Below are 16,593 nucleotides of genomic sequence, written 5' to 3'. Positions count from 1 at the left end.
CATGATCCGACGCGCACTCCTGTTCGGGCTGGTCCTGCTGACCCTCGCGGCCTGCGGCTTTCGCCGCTCCGGGCAACCCGATGTCACATCCGCAGCCCCGCCCTCGGGCATGGCCATACCTCCGGCGATCAAACCGCAAGCGCGTCACCTGCCTTCACCGGAAAGGACCGCGCTGACCCGCTATTACGCACGGGTCCAGTCAGAACAACTGGCGCAGGGCCTGCTGCGCACAGACGGCGGCGGGGCCGACACACCCTTTACCGACACGATGCTTGAACGCAACTTCGAACAGATTGCCCTGGCCGAGGAGTACGAACGCGGGCAGGGCTTTCGCCCCTCCTCGGGACAGCTGGGCCGGATCAAGAAATGGGTCCAGCCGATCCGGGTGGCGGCCGAATTCGGCCCCTCTGTGTCTGACGCGGACCGCCGCAGGGACACTGCCGTCCTGTCGCACTATGTCGCGCGTCTGGCACGGATCACCGGCCATCCCATCACCATGTCCGACAACGACCCGAATTTTCACGTGTTGTTCATGAGCGAGGATGACAAGGCGCTGGTTGCCCCCCGCGTTCTGGAACTTGTGCCCGACATCAATCAATCCTCGCTGCGGATCTTCGATGACACGCCGCGCTCGATCCACTGCCTTGTGATCGCCTTTTCTCAGGATATCGGCGGCTACAGCTACGGCCAGTCCATCGCCCTGATCCGCGCCGAACATCCCGAACTCCTGATGCGCTCCTGCGTGCACGAAGAGGTCGCACAGGGTATGGGGCTAGCCAATGACAGCCCGCAGGCGCGTCCGTCGATCTTCAATGACGACGACGAATTCGCCCTGCTGACCAAGCAGGACGAGATTATGCTGCGCATGCTCTACGACCCTCGCCTGACGCCCGGCATGACCGCCGAAGAGGCCCGCCCCATCGTGCACGAACTCGCAGTGCGCTATGCAGGCGGGTCAAGCTGATCCAATGATCGACAGGAGACCATGACATGGGCATTTTCGACTTTCTCAGCGGACAGTTCATCGACGTCATCCACTGGACCGACGACACCCGCGACACCATGGTCTGGCGGTTCGAGCGCGAAGGCCATGAGATCAAGTATGGCGCCAAGCTGACCGTGCGCGAAGGTCAGGCGGCGGTCTTCGTGCACGAAGGCCAGCTGGCGGATGTGTTCACCCCCGGGCTCTACATGCTCGAAACCAACAACATGCCGATCATGACCTCGCTGCAGCATTGGGATCACGGCTTTAAATCGCCCTTCAAATCCGAGATTTACTACGTCAACACCACCCGCTTCAACGACCTGAAATGGGGCACCAAGAACCCGATCATCGCGCGGGACCCGGAATTCGGCCCGGTCCGCCTGCGCGCCTTCGGCACCTATTCGATCCGCGTGACCGATGCGGCAAAATTTCTGCGCGAAATCGTCGGCACCGACGGCGAATTCACGATGGACGAAATCAGCTTTCAGATCCGCAACATCATCGTGCAAGAGGTATCGCGCGTGCTTGCCTCCTCGGGCATCCCCGTGCTCGACATGGCCGCCAATACCGGCGATCTGGGCAAGCTGGTGGCAGGCGAAGTGTCGCAAACCATCGCAGACTACGGCCTCACCATGCCAGAGATGTATATCGAAAACATCTCCCTCCCCCCTGCCGTCGAACAGGCTTTGGACAAACGCACCTCCATGGGCCTCGCCGGGGATCTGGGCAAGTTCACGCAATACTCCGCCGCCGAGGCAATGACAGCCGCTGCCAACAATCCCGCCGGGGGCGGCATGGCCGCAGGCCTTGGGGCCGGAATGGGCATGGCCATGGCCGCTCAGATGTCGCGGCAGGGCCCCTGGGGCGCCGCGCCCGCGCAACAGCACCCCACCCCGTCAGCGCCGCCCCCGCCCCCGGTCGAGCATGTCTGGCATGTGGCCGAAAACGGCCAGACCAAAGGCCCCTTTTCGCGCGCCGCCTTGGGCCGCATGGCCGCAAACGGCGAACTGACGCGGGAAAGCTATGTCTGGACCGCCGGTCAGGACGGCTGGCTCCGGGCTGAGGACGTGACCGAACTCGCCCAGCTCTTTACCGTGCTGCCACCCCCTCCGCCCCCCGGCGCCTGAGCCCCGGTTTCATCTGCCCTCAAATATCCCCGCCGGAGGCATAAAAGTTCATGTCCGACATCCCGCCTCCCGCTCCGGCCCCCCCTCCGGCCCCGGTTCAGGAACACCGCTTTCCCTGCAACGCCTGCGGGTCAGAGATGCGCTTTGACCCCGCGCAGGGCCTGCTGATCTGCGACCATTGCGGCAATACGGCAAAGGTGACGGGCACAAGCGGCCCCTGGGGCGGCGGCATCAAGGAACTGGATTTCCGCAAGGCCCTGGCCAATCTGCTGCCCTTGCAGGAGATCGAGGAGACCCGCGTTTCCACCTGCCCCAATTGCGGCGCGCAGGTGGAATTCAACCCGGATGTTCACGCCACCGACTGCCCGTTTTGCGCCACCCCCGTGGTGGCCGACACCGGCACCCACCGCCAGATCAAGCCGCGCGGTGTGCTGCCCTTCGAACTGGACGAACCCAAGGCAAAACAGGCGATGACAGACTGGCTCGGCGGGTTGTGGTTCGCGCCCAACGGCCTCACGGACTATGCCCGCAAGGGGCGCCGGATGCAGGGCATCTATGTCCCCTACTGGACCTATGATGCCGATACGAAATCCGCCTATCGCGGCGAGCGCGGCACGATCTATTACGAAACCCGCACCGTGATGCGCGACGGCAAGCCGACAACCCAGCAGGTGCAGCAGATCCGCTGGCACCCGGTCTCGGGCCGCGTTGCGCGCTTTTTCGATGATGTGCTGGTGCTCGCCGCGACCTCTCTGCCCAAGCGCTTCACCGATGCGCTGCAGCCTTGGGATCTCACCCGCCTAGAACCCTACCGCCCCGAATTCCTTGCCGGGTTCCGCGCCGAAGGCTACACCCTCGATCTCGACACCGGCTTTGCCGAGGCGCGCGCCCTGATGGATCAGCAGATCGCGCGTGACGTGAAATTCGACATCGGCGGTGACCGTCAGCGTATCCACAGCGTCGATACGGATGTCAGCGCCGTGACCTTCAAACACGTGCTCTTGCCGGTCTGGCTCGCGGCCTACAAGTATCGCGGGCAAAGCTACCGCTTTGTCGTCAACGGCCAGACCGGCCGCGTGCAGGGGGAACGCCCGTGGTCGACTTGGAAAATCGCGCTCGCCGTGGTGCTGGGCGTGATCGTGGCAGCCGGTGTGGGCTATGTGATCGCCATGAACCAATAGACGCCCCGGCGCTCTGCGCATAATCCCGCCCGTCAGACTAGCGCAGCCCCTTGCCCCCACCGCCCCCACAAGGCAGTTTAGCGCAAACATATTTTGGAGGTTCCCATGATCCTGTCCTGCGGCGAAGCCCTGATCGACATGCTCCCGCGTGAAACGACAGCGGGCGAACCGGCGTTTTCGCCCCTTTCAGGCGGCGCGGTGTTCAACACAGCCATCGCACTGGGCCGACTCGGCGCCCCCTCGGGCTATTTCGGCGGGTTGTCGACCGACCTCTTTGGCACCCAGCTCTGTGCCACGCTGGACCACTCGCATGTGGATTATTCCCTCTCGCCGCGCAGCGAACGTCCCACCACGCTCGCCTTTGTCACACTGACCGACGGCCATGCCAAATACGCCTTTTATGATGAAATGACCGCCGGGCGCATGCTCGCCGCCCATGACCTGCCGGCGCTGCACGACACGGTCACGGCGCTGTTCTTTGGCGGCATCTCTCTGGTCAGCGAACCCGCCGCCGACAGCTATGCCATGCTCTGCCTGCGCGAGGCCGGCAAGCGCGTGATCATGATCGACCCCAACATTCGCCCGAATTTCATCACGGATGAAGCCGCCTATCGCAACCGCCTCGGCTCGATGCTGCCAAAGGCCGACATCATCAAGGTCTCGGACGAAGATATGGACTGGCTCGGCACCACTCCGGCAGATCTGATCGCTGCGGGCACCGCCCTTGTTCTGGTGACACGCGGTGCCGAAGGCGTCGATGCCACCACAGCAACCGAAACCCTGCGCGTGCCCGCAACCCGGGCCACCGTTGTGGACACCGTCGGCGCAGGAGATACGTTCAACGCGGGCCTTCTGGCGGGTCTGGCCCGGGATGGGCTGCTCAACCGCGACGCCCTGCGCTCAGCCACGCTCGAAACTCTGAAATCCGCCGTCGAACTTGGCGCTCAGGCTGCCGCAATCACCGTCAGCCGCGCAGGCGCGAACCCGCCCTGGCTCAACGAGCTGTGAGGGCACTGCTTCAGCGGGTCAGCCGCGCCTCGGTCTCGGTCGATGGCGCGGTGCTGGGGGAGATCGGCCCCGGCTTGCTGATCCTGATCTGCGCCATGCAGGGGGATTCAGAGGCCGAGGCGGACCAGCTCGCCGCCAAGATCGCCAAGCTGCGCATCTTCACCGATGAGGCAGGCAAGATGAACCGCTCTGTCACCGACATCGGCGGCGCCGCACTGGTGGTCAGCCAGTTCACCCTTGCGGCCGACACCTCGCGCGGCAATCGCCCCGGCTTTTCCAGCGCTGCCCCGCCGGATGAGGGCCGCCGCCTCTACGACTATTTCGTCGACCGCATCCAAAGCCTGAACATTCTCACCGCCACGGGGCGCTTTGGCGCCGACATGGCGGTGAGCCTCATCAACGACGGCCCGGTGACAATCTGGGTGGATACAGCGGACTGACCCCTGCTTCTTCTCTTTGCAAATACGCAAAATCCGACCGCGCAACAGGCGCCAGACTTCAGGATTTCTTGACGAACTGCGTCAGGATCACGATGCGCTGACCTTCGACGCGGCCCTCGATATGCTCTGCATTGTCAGCAACCAGAGAAATGCCCCGCACCGCGGTGCCCCGCTTTGCGGTAAATCCCGCGCCCTTCACGGTCAGATCCTTGATCAGCACAACCGTGTCACCCTGCGCCAGCACGACGCCGTTGCTGTCACGATGCAGCAGATCCGGCAGGGCACCGACGCCCGCCTGTGCCCAGTCCAGATCGTCGGGTTCCAGATACGCGATTTCCAGCAGCTCCTTGGCCCAAAGCGCGTCCAGCGTGTTCAGCAGCCGCCAGGCCAGCACCTTGGTCGCAGCATCCTCGGACCAGATCGCCTCGTTCAGGCATTGCCAGTGCGGCACGTCCTGCGGGCCAGTCTCGATCCCGACGCGGCAGGTGTCACAGACCGGTACCTCGATATCCTTTGGTGCAACAACGATCCCGCGCGCGTCTTCCGCGCCGCACAGTACACAGGCCATCTCGGCTCTCCCTCTGGTGAATGCAGTCACCTGCTAACGCCCGTGGCCGCCCTTGGCGACCCACAATCGGCCGGGATCAAAGCTTTGAGGCCAGAACCACCGCCTGCCCTGTCAGAGCCGATTCCTGCGCCGCCAGCCCCATGCGCACGGCGGCAAAACCGTCGTTCAGGCTGACCTCGGGCACGCCCTGCCCGCGCACCACATCCAGAAACCGCTGATGCTGGTAATAGGTCGATCCGTTGTGATCGCCCGCCGCCAGCAGGGCGGGGTCCACCGGGATATCAATGCGGTGCGGCCCCTTGGGGCTGCGCGGGCTGACGATCAGCTGCGGCACTGGCGGGCTGCCCAGCGCCACAGGCCAGAACCGCCCCGGGCCGGGCACCAGCGCCTCGATCTTGCCCATGGGTCCAACGGCGCTGACCTCCTCTTGGTAACGACTGCCTTCCGCGAACATGCACAGCTCCAGCATGGCACGCGCTCCGCTGGCGAAATCGACAATGACATAGGCATTGTCCCAGATGTCGGGCACCTCACCGCCATAGGCTTCGTCCTTGTGATTCACCGCCTGCCCGGCGCTTGCCATCACCCGCACCGGTTCGGACTCAATCACCAGCCGCATGAGGTCAAAGAAATGGCAGCATTTCTCGACCAGAGTGCCGCCGGTATTGCGGTTGAACCGGTTCCAGTCGCCGACCTTGGGCAAAAAGGGAAAGCGGTGTTCGCGAATGGTCAGCATCCTCACCCCGCCCGTGGCCGCCTGCGCCTGATCCAGCAGCGCGGCGATCGGCGGCATGTAGCGATATTCCATCGCCACCCAGACCGGCGCGGGATATGTCTCCAGCAGGCGCTGCACACGACCCGCATCCTCGGTCATCGTGTAAAGCGGCTTTTCCACCAGCACCGGCAAGGGGCGGCGCGCCGCGATCAGTTCCAGCTGCGCCACATGCAGATGGTTGGGCGACACGATCACCAGCGCGTCAAGCTCGGGCAGCCCCAGCAGCGCCTCGACCGAACTCACAAGCTGCGCGCCCGGCACCAGATCCAGCGCCGCCTGCGCCATGGTGGCATCCGGCTCAAAGATCGCGGCGACGCGGGTTCCTTCCAAAAGGGCGATGTTGCGCAGATGCTCTTGCCCCATCATGCCGCAGCCAATGAGGCCATAATTGATCGTCTTCATCTCGGTGCCCTTACCCAAGGCGCGCCACGTAACGCGCCACATCCGTATCGATCCAGTTGCGCGACACCTCGGCGCGCGCGCCGTCCTGCCCCCAGCTGATCCGCTCCACCATCACGCAGGGCGTCCCCGGACGCGGCCCAAAGACATCAGGCGCCCAGTCGGGGACCGCACCCAGCCCGACGCGATCCTCCACCCGGGTGATCCACAGCCCCAGCGCACTGCGATAATAGAGGTAGAGGGATTCCGACATCTCAGCGGGATCCAACCGGTCGGCATAGGACCCGTCGAGCCAGATCTCTTCCAGCACCGCAGGGGTCGCATTCAGCCGACGCAGCCGCCGGATGCGATGCGCTACGTCAGATGTGCCGAAATCCGGCAACCCCACGCTCTTGTCCGCCCTGGACACATCCAGCAGTTCCGCACGGGGCAGTCCGCCACCTTCCAGCAGTTCTACCCGAAAAAAAGCATAGACCGATTTGGCGTCCGGTTTGGCGCGCACATAATTTCCAGACCCCTGCACCCGCTCCAGCAGGCCCTTGTCCGTCAGATCCGCCAGAGCCTTGCGCAGCGTGCCGACGGCGGTGCCCAGCTGCACTGCCATCTCCCGCTCGGGCGGCAGACGTTGGCCGTTGGCCAGCCGCCCGGCGTTGATCTCGCGAATCAACATCTCACTCAGTTGCACATAAAGCGGAAGGGCGTCGCGGTCGGCAGTCACATGGCGTCCAGAGGTTAAATTGATACACTATTGATTTACATCAATGACACTGCTACGCAAGAGTAATCCTTGCCGCCCAGAAAGTTGCCAATGACAATCGTTCCTATCACTTCGCCCGACCTTGATGCCGCCGAAGTGTCGTGGTTCTCGGCCCTCTGCTCGGACGATTATGCCTATCTGGGGGTGCCCGACGGGGCGCTGCGGTCAAGCTGGCCACACTGCTCGGACATCGTGAAAGAGGCCGAGGCACAGGGCTTTCGCAACATCCTTTGCCCGTCGTCGTATCAGGTGGGTCAGGATACCCTGTCCTTTGTTGCCGGCTGCGCGCCGATCACCGACAGGATCAACCTGCTCGCCGCCGTGCGCTGTGGCGAGATGCAGCCGATCATGCTGGCCCGCACCATAGCGACGCTGGATCACATGCTTGAGGGCCGCCTGACGGTGAACATCATCTCCTCCGACTTTCCGGGGCAAAAGGAACCCTCACCTTTCCGCTATAAGCGCTCACGCGAGGTGGTCGAGATCCTGAAACAAGCCTGGACACAGGACGAGATCAACTATTCCGGCGAGGTTTATGATTTCAAAGGCCTGACCACCGATCCGGTCAAGCCTTACCAGACTGGCGGTCCTTTGCTGTATTTTGGTGGCTATTCGCCGGATGCGCTGGAACTTTGCGGTCAGCACTGCGATGTCTACCTCATGTGGCCCGAAACCAAAGACGCACTTGCCCAGCGGATGCAGGATGTTCACGCCGTGGCGGCGCGCCATGGCCGCACGCTGGATTATGGCCTGCGCGTACATGTCATAGTGCGCGATACCGAAGCTGAGGCGCGCGAATACGCGCAGCATCTGGTCAGCCAGCTGGATGACAATCAGGGCAAAACGATCCGCGACCGCGCGCTGGATGCGGGGTCGCTGGGTGTATCGCATCAGGCCAAAAACCGCGAACTCGCAGATATGGATGGCTTTATCGAACCGCACCTGTGGACCGGTGTAGGGCGCGCACGGTCGGGCTGTGGCGCCGCATTGGTAGGATCGACCGACCAGGTTCTGAGTGAACTAGAAAGTTATCAGAAAATGGGCATCCGGGCCTTCATCCTGTCGGGCTATCCCCATATAGAGGAATGCCGACACTTTGGCAGCCGAGTATTGCCACAGATGAAAACATGCTCGCTACCGCAGGCCTATGGCCGCGTGCCCGCAACGACCCCCTTAACGCCGCTTGGCGCAGGAGAAAGACGCTGATGGACCGCATTGCCCTGACACCGGACGTGACCCTTAGCCGCCTTGTCTATGGCATGTGGCGGCTGGGCGACGGCGACGATCACTCCCCGCAAGAGGTGCGTGCCAAGATCGACGCCTGCCTGGATCAGGGCATCACAACCATGGATCAGGCCGATATCTACGGCGGCTACATGGCCGAACAGATTCTGGGCAACGCCCTGCCATCAGAACTGCGCCAGAAGATCGAGATCGTGACCAAATGCGATATCGTCGCGCCCGCCGGGCGCTATGCGGAACGCCGGGTGAAATACTATGACACCAGCCGCGCACATGTCCTTGCTTCGGTCGATCATTCGCTGCGGCTGATGAAGACCGACTATATCGATGTGCTCTTGATTCACCGCCCCGATCCGCTGATGGACCACATTGAAACCGGCGCCGCGCTGGACGAGGTTGTCGCCAGCGGCAAGGTCCGCGCCGTGGGGGTGTCGAACTTCAAACCCTGGGACTGGACACTGCTGCAATCGGCGATGAAGACGCAGCTTTGCACCAATCAGATCGAAATTTCGCTTCTGGCCCATGACCCCTTTACCAATGGCGATATCGCCTTTCTGCAGGAACGCGCCATTCCACCGATGGCCTGGTCGCCGCTGGGCGGCGGATCGCTGTTCTTTGACACCCGACATGCCAAGCTGCTGACCGCCCTGAAAGAGGTCGGCGCGGCCCATGGTACCGATGAAACCGCAGCGGCGATCGCCTGGCTCTTGGCACATCCCGCGCGCATCCTACCTGTCCTTGGCACAAACAATCTGGACCGCATCGCCCGGATCGGCGACGCGGCCAGCATCAACATGGATCGGGAGACCTGGTTTGAACTTTACACCCACGCGCTTGGCGAAGAAGTGCCATAACATGTGCCGGATGACAAAGGCCCCTTCATGACCGCACACCCGCTCAGCTTTGATCCGGCGACCGAGGATGCCCGCGCCTTTCGCGAAGCGCTGGGCCAGTTCGGCACCGGCGTCACCATCGTGACCTGCGCCACGGCCGACGGCCCGCTTGGAATCACCGCCAACAGCTTTGCCAGCGTTTCGCTGGATCCGCCGCTGGTGCTCTGGGCACCGGCGAAATCCTCGTCGCGCTATCCGTTCTATGCCGCAGCCGAGCATTTCGCCATTCATGTGATCGGCGCGGATCAGCTGGATCATTGCAAGGGGTTCGCGCGCACAGGGGATGCCTTTCACGAATTCGACTGGACCACAGGCGCCCATGGTGTGCCACTGCTTGACGGCTGCCTGTCCTGCTTTGAATGCGAAAAGACTGCAGAACATGACGGCGGCGATCATACAATCATCGTGGCACGGGTGACGCGCGTGACCACACGGCCCGGAAAACCGCTGCTGTTTCATGGCGGCGCTTACGGTGGCTTTGCACCAGCGTCATGAACCGCCCTTAGAGACAACAAACCGGGGGCGTAGAGGGAGGAGAGGGCCGATGGCCATTTTGCTGGGGATCCTGCGCCCCCTGCAATTCGTGCTGGACCACGTGCTGCGGCTGGGCCGCGCGCTGGCCATCGTCGCGATTGCGCTGATGGTGGTCTGCATCCTGTTGCAGGTGTTCATGCGCTACGTTCTGAACAACGCCCTGCCCTGGCCGGAAGAGGCGTCGCGCTTTCTCATGCTGTGGATGACCGGGCTGATCGCGCCCTCTGCCTACCGCCGGGGCGGATTCGTGGCCATCGACATGCTGAGCGCGCAGCTGCCCCGCAGCCTGGGCGCGGCACTGTCGCTGGTGCTATTGCTGCTTTCGGGTGCGGTGCTGGTGATGGGGCTGGAGCTGGGGCAGAAACACGTGACCTCGGGCTGGATGTTCGCGTCGTCCTCGCTGCGACTGCCGCTGGAATGGATCGGGATGAAGGGCTTCAAGATTAAGCTCGCCTGGATGTACCTGTCGCTTTACACTGGGCTGATCCTGCTGCTGGCAGTGAATGTGGAACTGATCCTGCGCACCCTCATCGCCCTGCTGGGGCAGGAAAAGCGACTGCGCCCGGTCATGGATGTCGAATTGAGGGCCGAATAGATGCTGGTCTTCTTCCTTCCCCTGTTTCTGCTGTTCCTGATGATCGGCCTGCCCGTGTTCTTCGGCATGCTCGCCGCCCCCGGCATCCTGCTGTTGCTGAACGGTCAGGAACGCGATCTGTCACTGCTCTATCGCAATGTCTACAACGGCATGGACAGTTTCCCGCTGATGGCAATCCCATTCTTCATGCTGGCGGGCGAGCTGATGAATCGCGGCGGCATCACAATGCGCCTTGTCGAATTCTCGCAAGCCATGATGGGCCATTTCCGGGGTGGGCTTGCCCATGTGAACATCCTCAGCTCCATGCTCTTCGCGGGCCTTTCGGGGTCTGCCGTGGCGGATACCTCGGCGCTGGGGTCCATGCTGATACCGGCGATGGAGAAAGAGGGGTACACCCGCCGCTTTGCCGCCGCGATCACCGCCGCAAGTTCGGTCATCGGCCCGATCATCCCGCCCTCTGGCATCATGATCATCTACGCCTACGTGATGGGTGAATCCGTCGCCGCCCTGTTCCTTGCGGGCATCGTGCCCGGCATCCTCGTCGGTCTTGGCCTGATGCTGATGGTCAAGGTCATGGCCAACCGCTACGATTTCCCGGCGTCGCGCGCCAAGGCGACATGGCCCGAACGCGGGCAGGCCAGCCTCAAGGCCTTCTTTCCCCTGCTCACCCCGGTGATCATCCTCGGTGGCATCCTTGGCGGTGTCTTCACCCCAACCGAGGCGGCCGCCGTCGCTGTTGCCTACGCCATTGTGATCGGCGTGTTCGTGCTTCGTACGCTGACCCTGCGCGACCTTCCGGATGTGCTCGGCCGTGCCGCCACCACCTCGGCTGTGGTCCTGCTGCTGGTGGGGGCGGCTATGGCGTTCAAGACCGTGGTCAGCCTCAGCCACGCGCCCGAACATCTGGCGGCCTTCATTCTGGGCCTCAGCGACAATCCTCTGATTCTGCTCTTCCTGATCAACCTGCTGCTGTTCGTTGTCGGCATGTTCCTCGATGCTGGCCCTGCGATCATCATCCTTGGGCCGATCCTGGGGCCGATCTTCGTCAATCTCGGCATTGATCCCGTGCATTTCGCCATTATCATGTCGGTGAATCTGACCGTCGGCCTTGCCACACCGCCCATGGGACTGGTGCTGTTCGTCGCCAGCTCCGTTTCCGGCGAACGGGTCGAGACGATATCCAAGGCGATCCTGCCCTTTCTGGCCGTCGAGGTTGTGGTGATCTTCCTGATCACCTTTATCCCCGCCATTTCGCTGACTGTCCCGCGTCTTTTCGGGTTCGTCCAATAATCAACCGACCATCACGCATAGGGAGTTCACAGAATGCTCAAAGGTCTTACAAAGGCAGCCCTGACCGCCGCTCTTCTTGCCGGGACAGCGCTCAGCGCCGCCGCGCAGGATTACACCATCCGCGCCACGGCAAATTCCAACGAGAATGACGAAGATTACGACGGCCTTGTCGTGTTCAAGAACTATGTCGAAGCGGCGTCGAACGGCAAGATCGCGGTCGAACTGTTCATAGGCACACAGCTTTGTGCCGGTGGCGCGGAATGCCTGCAAGGCGTGGCGGATGGATCTATCGACGTCTTCGTGACGACCTCTGGAGGCGCCGCAGGCATCTTTCCCTATGTGCAGGTGCTCGACCTGCCTTACCTCATGTCGTCGGACCGTATCGCCGAAGCTGTGCTGTCGAGCGATTTCACCCGCACCATGCGGGACATGGCACTGGCAAGCTCGGGTGATACGATCCGCGTGATGACCATCGGCAACACCGGCGGCTGGCGCAACTTTGCCAATACCAAACACCGCGTCACCAAACCCGAAGACCTGGCCGGGCTCAAGATCCGCACCGTTGTCGCCGATCTGCCGCAGGAACTGGTCAAGGCGATGGGCGCTTCACCCACCCCCATCAGCTGGCCGGAACTGTTCACCTCGCTTCAGACCGGCGTGGTCGAAGGGTCCAAAAACGGCATCACCGACATCATGAACATGAAATTCCCAGAAGCCGGGCTGAAATACATGACGCTGGACGGTCATGCCTACATGGGCGCGATCTGGGTCATGAACAACGAGAAATTCCTCGGGATGCCCGAGGATATGCGCCGCGTCGTGGTTGACGGCTTTGCCGAGTTGCAACAGGCGACCTTTGCCTCACCCAAGCGTAAGTCGATCCAAGCCTATCAGGACTTCGTGGCCGAGGGCGGCGATCTTTACGTGCCCTCCCCGGAAGAGAAAGAGGCGTTCCGCGCCGCAGCAGAGCCTGTCTATGCGTGGTTCCAGGAAAATGTCGAAGGCGGCCCCGAGATATTCGACGCGCTGAGCGCTGCCGTGTCCGCCGCCGAGGCCGATCTCAACGCAGGTTATGCCAGCGATCTGAACTGAGCACCGCCCCAGAGTCCGCAGCCCAGACTGCGGCCTCTGGCACACACAAGACAGCTGACAAAAAGACAGCTTGCTAACCCTCGTCACTTCACCCTCTATACAACCGGCCAAAGAAGGACTAGGGAACGACCCTTGCCCGGGCCACGTCCGGACCACCCGTTTCCAGGACGCCCCGCTACATGATCCAGACTCTCGCCGACGCACTCGCCGAAAAAGGCTTTACCACACTCACCCCCGTACAGGAGGCCGTGACCGATCCCGCACTTTCGGGACGCGACCTTCTCGTCTCAGCCCAGACCGGGTCAGGCAAAACGGTGGGCTTTGGCCTTGCCATCGCAGAGACCCTGCTGGACGGCAGCGAAAAGATGGGTCGGGCCGGTACGCCGCTCGCCCTCATCGTTGCCCCCACCCGCGAACTGGCCTTTCAGGTCATGCGCGAAATCACATGGCTTTATGCCCGCACCGGCGCCGTTGTCGCCACCTGCGTCGGCGGCATGGACATGCGCGGCGAAAAGCGCACGCTTGAACGCGGCGCGCATATTGTTGTCGGCACGCCGGGCCGTCTGGTTGACCATATCAAGCGCGGTTCGCTCGATATGTCGGGCCTGCGCGCCGTCGTGCTAGACGAAGCGGACGAGATGCTTGACCTCGGCTTTCGCGAAGACCTTGAATTCATGCTGGGCGAGGCCCCTGCCGACCGCCGCACGCTGATGTTCTCGGCCACCGTGCCGCCGATGATCGCGACGCTGGCAAAGCAGTACCAGAACAACGCTGAACGCGTGAACACCACCACCGGTGCAAAGCAACACGCCGACATTTCCTATCAGGCGATGGCCGTGGGCGAACGCGACGGCGAACATGCCGTGATCAACCTGCTGCTGTTCCATGATGCCGAAAACGCCATCGTTTTTGCCAACACCCGCGCCATGGTCGCCCGTCTGACGGCGCGCCTGTCCAATCGTGGCTTTGCGGTTGTGTCCCTGTCGGGCGAGCTGTCCCAGACCGAACGTACCCATGCGCTGCAAGCAATGCGCGACGGACGGGCCAAAGTCTGTGTGGCCACCGACGTTGCTGCACGCGGCATCGACCTGCCCAACCTCGACCTCGTGATCCACGCGGAACTGCCGACCAACTCGGAAACCCTGCTGCACCGCTCGGGCCGGACGGGTCGCGCTGGTCGCAAGGGTGTGTCTGCGATGATCGTACCGCAAAAGGTACGCGGCAAGGCGATGCGCCTTCTGAAATTCGCCAAGCTGGACGCCGTATGGACCGTGCCGCCCTCGGCTGACGACATCGTCGCGCGCGATGAGGAACGCCTGCTCAACGATCCGAGCTGGACCACCACGCCGAACGCAGCCGAATCGGCCTTTGCCAACCAGCTGATCGAACGCTTCACGCCCGAACAGATCGCAACCGCCTTCCTGCGTCTGCACCAGTCCCGCCGCTCGGCGCCCGAGGATCTGTCGGCCCCCGACACAAAACCCGACCGCAAGCCGCGCGAATTCGGCCCCTCGGTCTGGTTCAGCCTGTCCGCAGGCCGTGACCAGAATGCCGAACCGCGCTGGTTGCTGCCGCTGCTCTGCCGCGCCGGTAATATCGACAAGGACAGCCTGGGTGCGATTCGCGTTCAGGAAACCGAGTCGTTTGTCGAGCTGCGCGCCTCTGACGCCGACAGCTTCATGGCGGCAATCGGCCCCGATGGTGAACTCGAAGATGGCATGACGATCAAAAAGCTGGACAGGGCCCCCGACATCGGTGCCCCGCCCCGCCGCGACAGCAAGCCTGCGCGCAGCCCCCGGCCCGATTCGAAACCCCGAGGCGAGTACAAGCCGAAATACGACCCCAGCCCCCGGGCCGCCGAAGACGCGCCGCGCCCGGCAGCCCGTCCCGCAGGCGAAGACGCCCCGGTGACCCCGCCTGCCTTTAATGACGCGTCGGACGCCCCCGTGCGCCCCCGCGCTGCAGCGGCAAAAGCCCCTTACGCTGCACGCGAAGATCGCGGCGACCGTCCGGGCAAGCCCAAGCCCTACAAGCCGCACCGTGATGACGAAGACCGCCCGCGCGCCAAGCCCTACAAGGCCCATGACGACAAGCACGACGGCGCCAAAGGCCCTTACAAGGGCAAGCCTGCGGGAAAACCGGCCGGCAAGTTCGGAAAACCCGGTGACAAACCGTATGGCAAATCTTCCGAAGGTGGCAGCAAACCCTTTGGCAAACCGGCAGGAAAATTTGGCAAGCCCGGCGGAAAACCCGCAGGAAAACCCTACGGTGAAACCAAGTCCTATGGCGAGGGAAAGCCCAAACCGGCCCCGGCCAAGGCGGGTGACACCTCCAAACGCTTCACGCCTCCGGGGGCAAAGGCCAAACCGCGCGCAGCCAAACCCGCCGGTCGTCCGGGCGGCAATGACGTGCCCCGGCGCAGCAAGGACTGATTGCTGTCCCTGAGAGTCTGATCAGAACGCGATGACATTTCCAGCGGGGCCCATGACTTTGGGCTCCGCTTTTATTTTGACCTCTTCAATAAACGGACAAGGCGCGGCTCAGCCGCGCGCGGCGAGGTAGCCGTCCAGCAGTTCTTCAGCCGCCGCCGCCGCCGTCATCTCGCCCCGCCCGACCTTGTCGGCTAGGACAGACATGGCGCCCTTCACCGGCTCACGCCTGAGCCGCGCCAGCAGCCCCTCGCGCACTTCCGAAAGGAACCAAAATCGCGCCTGCTCCGCCCGCCGCCCCGCCCAATGTCCCGTCTCGCGCCGCCAATCGGACAGCACCTGCATTTCGTCCCAGGCCTTCACAAGGCCCGTATCCTCCAGCGCCGATACGGTCAGCGCCTTGGGAAAGCCATCGGGGTCCTGCGGACGTTTGCGCAGCAGCCGCAGCGCCCCGGCATAATCCGCGCAGGTCCGCATCGCCTGGGGCCTCAGATCACCGTCTGCCTTGTTGATCAGGATGATATCCGCCATTTCCATAATGCCGCGCTTGACCCCCTGCAGCTCATCGCCACCCGCAGGCGCCAGCAGCAGCAGGAACAGATCCGACATCTCGGACACAACCGTCTCGGACTGGCCCACGCCGACCGTCTCAATCAGGATCACGTCGAAATCCGCCGCCTCACACAGATCAATCGCCTCTCGTGTGCGCCGTGCCACGCCGCCCAGATGGGTCTGGCTGGGCGAGGGGCGAATGAACGCCTTCGGATCGCGGCTCAGACGTTCCATTCGTGTCTTGTCGCCCAGGATCGACCCGCCCGACCGGGCCGAACTTGGATCGACCGCCAGCACCGCCACGCGCAGCCCCAGACCCGTCAGCATCAGACCAAAGGTCTCGATAAAGGTCGATTTTCCCACCCCCGGCGTGCCAGAAAGCCCGATGCGCAACGCCTGACGCTTCAGCGGGCGCAGAGATTCCAGCAAGTTGGTGGCAAGGGCACGATGATCTGCACGTCCACTTTCGACGAGGGTGATGCCCCGCGCCAGTGCGCGCCGCTCTCCCGCCGCGATTCCCCGCGCCATATCCTCGATATCCATGCCACCCGGACCTCCTGTCACTGAGCAAAGTGATGCCCTCCCGCTCCCGACCTTGTCCACCCCCCAACACCAAAGACCCAAATCGCCTTCATCTGCCCCCAAATATCCCGGGGAGCGCGAGGGGCTGGCCCCTCGCTGCGAACCTCTCGGCACAGACCGACGCCCGCCACTTGCCGCCCCATC

Annotated in this window: 16 protein-coding genes; 12 read left to right on the top strand and 4 right to left on the bottom strand. The window is 63.1% G+C overall.

Annotation, left to right across the window (positions count from 1 at the left end):
- Window position 1 precedes the first annotated feature (1 nt).
- The 5 genes from P775_RS10420 (at window position 2) to dtd (ending at window position 4,741) form a co-directional block, all read left to right on the top strand.
- Window positions 2-964 (top strand): DUF2927 domain-containing protein, encoded by a 963-nt coding sequence (locus P775_RS10420; protein ID WP_099910948.1) that lies wholly within the window; start codon window positions 2-4, stop codon window positions 962-964.
- A gap of 26 nt (window positions 965-990) precedes the next feature.
- Window positions 991-2,112 carry an SPFH domain-containing protein gene (locus tag P775_RS10415; RefSeq protein WP_099910947.1) on the top strand — a complete coding sequence of 374 codons (1,122 nt, stop codon included), beginning with the start codon at window positions 991-993 and terminating at the stop codon, window positions 2,110-2,112.
- A 50-nt stretch (window positions 2,113-2,162) separates the two neighbouring features.
- Entirely contained in the window at window positions 2,163-3,293 is a 1,131-nt protein-coding gene (locus tag P775_RS10410) for a TFIIB-type zinc finger domain-containing protein (RefSeq protein WP_099910946.1), read from the top strand.
- 105 nt (window positions 3,294-3,398) lie between these two features.
- Complete coding sequence (locus P775_RS10405) at window positions 3,399-4,301, top strand: carbohydrate kinase family protein (protein ID WP_099910945.1); 903 nt, start codon at window positions 3,399-3,401, stop codon at window positions 4,299-4,301.
- Window positions 4,298-4,741 (top strand): D-aminoacyl-tRNA deacylase, encoded by a 444-nt coding sequence (gene dtd / locus P775_RS10400; RefSeq protein ID WP_099910944.1) that lies wholly within the window; start codon window positions 4,298-4,300, stop codon window positions 4,739-4,741. Before P775_RS10405 ends, dtd begins: the two co-directional genes overlap by 4 nt.
- A gap of 58 nt (window positions 4,742-4,799) precedes the next feature.
- On the opposite strand, the gene P775_RS10395 is transcribed toward dtd, so the two are convergent.
- The 3 genes from P775_RS10395 to P775_RS10385 form a co-directional block, all read right to left on the bottom strand.
- Window positions 4,800-5,309: an alkylphosphonate utilization protein gene (locus tag P775_RS10395; RefSeq protein WP_099910943.1), complete on the bottom strand. Its 510-nt coding sequence runs from the start codon at window positions 5,307-5,309 to the stop codon at window positions 4,800-4,802.
- 76 nt (window positions 5,310-5,385) lie between these two features.
- A complete protein-coding gene (locus P775_RS10390; RefSeq protein ID WP_099910942.1) occupies window positions 5,386-6,486 on the bottom strand; it encodes a Gfo/Idh/MocA family protein in 1,101 nt (366 codons plus the stop codon).
- A gap of 10 nt (window positions 6,487-6,496) precedes the next feature.
- A complete protein-coding gene (locus tag P775_RS10385; RefSeq protein WP_099910941.1) occupies window positions 6,497-7,201 on the bottom strand; it encodes a GntR family transcriptional regulator in 705 nt (234 codons plus the stop codon).
- A gap of 90 nt (window positions 7,202-7,291) precedes the next feature.
- Here P775_RS10385 and P775_RS10380 point away from each other — a divergent pair, with 90 nt between their 5' ends.
- The 7 genes from P775_RS10380 (at window position 7,292) to P775_RS10350 (ending at window position 15,318) form a co-directional block, all read left to right on the top strand.
- Window positions 7,292-8,446 carry an LLM class flavin-dependent oxidoreductase gene (locus tag P775_RS10380; RefSeq protein WP_099910940.1) on the top strand — a complete coding sequence of 385 codons (1,155 nt, stop codon included), beginning with the start codon at window positions 7,292-7,294 and terminating at the stop codon, window positions 8,444-8,446.
- Window positions 8,446-9,336, top strand: a complete 891-nt coding sequence (locus P775_RS10375) for an aldo/keto reductase (RefSeq protein WP_099910939.1) — start codon at window positions 8,446-8,448, stop codon at window positions 9,334-9,336. The genes P775_RS10380 and P775_RS10375 overlap by 1 nt, the downstream gene beginning before the upstream one ends.
- A 27-nt stretch (window positions 9,337-9,363) precedes the next feature.
- Complete coding sequence (locus tag P775_RS10370) at window positions 9,364-9,870, top strand: flavin reductase family protein (protein ID WP_099911007.1); 507 nt, start codon at window positions 9,364-9,366, stop codon at window positions 9,868-9,870.
- Window positions 9,871-9,919: 49 nt separating this feature from the next.
- A complete protein-coding gene (locus tag P775_RS10365; protein WP_099910938.1) occupies window positions 9,920-10,504 on the top strand; it encodes a TRAP transporter small permease in 585 nt (194 codons plus the stop codon).
- On the top strand, window positions 10,505-11,794 hold the full coding sequence (locus P775_RS10360) for a TRAP transporter large permease (RefSeq protein ID WP_099910937.1): 1,290 nt from the start codon (window positions 10,505-10,507) through the stop codon (window positions 11,792-11,794). It abuts the gene before it with no gap.
- A 33-nt stretch (window positions 11,795-11,827) separates the two neighbouring features.
- Window positions 11,828-12,886 carry a TRAP transporter substrate-binding protein gene (locus tag P775_RS10355; RefSeq protein WP_099910936.1) on the top strand — a complete coding sequence of 353 codons (1,059 nt, stop codon included), beginning with the start codon at window positions 11,828-11,830 and terminating at the stop codon, window positions 12,884-12,886.
- A 179-nt stretch (window positions 12,887-13,065) separates the two neighbouring features.
- The gene (locus tag P775_RS10350) at window positions 13,066-15,318 is read left to right on the top strand and encodes a DEAD/DEAH box helicase (RefSeq protein ID WP_099910935.1); all 2,253 of its coding nucleotides are present in this window, start codon (window positions 13,066-13,068) and stop codon (window positions 15,316-15,318) included.
- Between the two features lie 108 nt (window positions 15,319-15,426).
- Here the strand turns inward: P775_RS10350 and meaB are convergent, their stop codons facing one another.
- Window positions 15,427-16,410 carry a methylmalonyl Co-A mutase-associated GTPase MeaB gene (gene meaB / locus P775_RS10345; RefSeq protein ID WP_099910934.1) on the bottom strand — a complete coding sequence of 328 codons (984 nt, stop codon included), beginning with the start codon at window positions 16,408-16,410 and terminating at the stop codon, window positions 15,427-15,429.
- Window positions 16,411-16,593: the final 183 nt, after the last annotated feature.

It is taken from the genome of Puniceibacterium antarcticum, assembly GCF_002760615.1.
GTDB classification, from domain to species: Bacteria; Pseudomonadota; Alphaproteobacteria; order Rhodobacterales; family Rhodobacteraceae; genus Puniceibacterium; species Puniceibacterium antarcticum.
The sequence above is the reverse complement of the archived record's forward strand: the minus strand, read 5'-3'. Positions and strand labels throughout refer to the sequence as shown.

Coding starts and splice junctions, on each gene's coding strand:
- P775_RS10415 (WP_099910947.1), top strand. CDS start 991: ATGGGCATTTTCGACTTTCTCAGCGGACAGTTCATCGACGTCATCCAC.
- P775_RS10380 (WP_099910940.1), top strand. CDS start 7,292: ATGACAATCGTTCCTATCACTTCGCCCGACCTTGATGCCGCCGAAGTG.
- P775_RS10350 (WP_099910935.1), top strand. CDS start 13,066: ATGATCCAGACTCTCGCCGACGCACTCGCCGAAAAAGGCTTTACCACA.
- P775_RS10390 (WP_099910942.1), bottom strand. CDS start 6,486: ATGAAGACGATCAATTATGGCCTCATTGGCTGCGGCATGATGGGGCAA.
- P775_RS10395 (WP_099910943.1), bottom strand. CDS start 5,309: ATGGCCTGTGTACTGTGCGGCGCGGAAGACGCGCGCGGGATCGTTGTT.
- P775_RS10365 (WP_099910938.1), top strand. CDS start 9,920: ATGGCCATTTTGCTGGGGATCCTGCGCCCCCTGCAATTCGTGCTGGAC.
- P775_RS10355 (WP_099910936.1), top strand. CDS start 11,828: ATGCTCAAAGGTCTTACAAAGGCAGCCCTGACCGCCGCTCTTCTTGCC.
- P775_RS10420 (WP_099910948.1), top strand. CDS start 2: ATGATCCGACGCGCACTCCTGTTCGGGCTGGTCCTGCTGACCCTCGCG.
- P775_RS10370 (WP_099911007.1), top strand. CDS start 9,364: ATGACCGCACACCCGCTCAGCTTTGATCCGGCGACCGAGGATGCCCGC.
- P775_RS10375 (WP_099910939.1), top strand. CDS start 8,446: ATGGACCGCATTGCCCTGACACCGGACGTGACCCTTAGCCGCCTTGTC.
- P775_RS10360 (WP_099910937.1), top strand. CDS start 10,505: ATGCTGGTCTTCTTCCTTCCCCTGTTTCTGCTGTTCCTGATGATCGGC.
- P775_RS10410 (WP_099910946.1), top strand. CDS start 2,163: ATGTCCGACATCCCGCCTCCCGCTCCGGCCCCCCCTCCGGCCCCGGTT.
- P775_RS10405 (WP_099910945.1), top strand. CDS start 3,399: ATGATCCTGTCCTGCGGCGAAGCCCTGATCGACATGCTCCCGCGTGAA.
- meaB (WP_099910934.1), bottom strand. CDS start 16,410: ATGGATATCGAGGATATGGCGCGGGGAATCGCGGCGGGAGAGCGGCGC.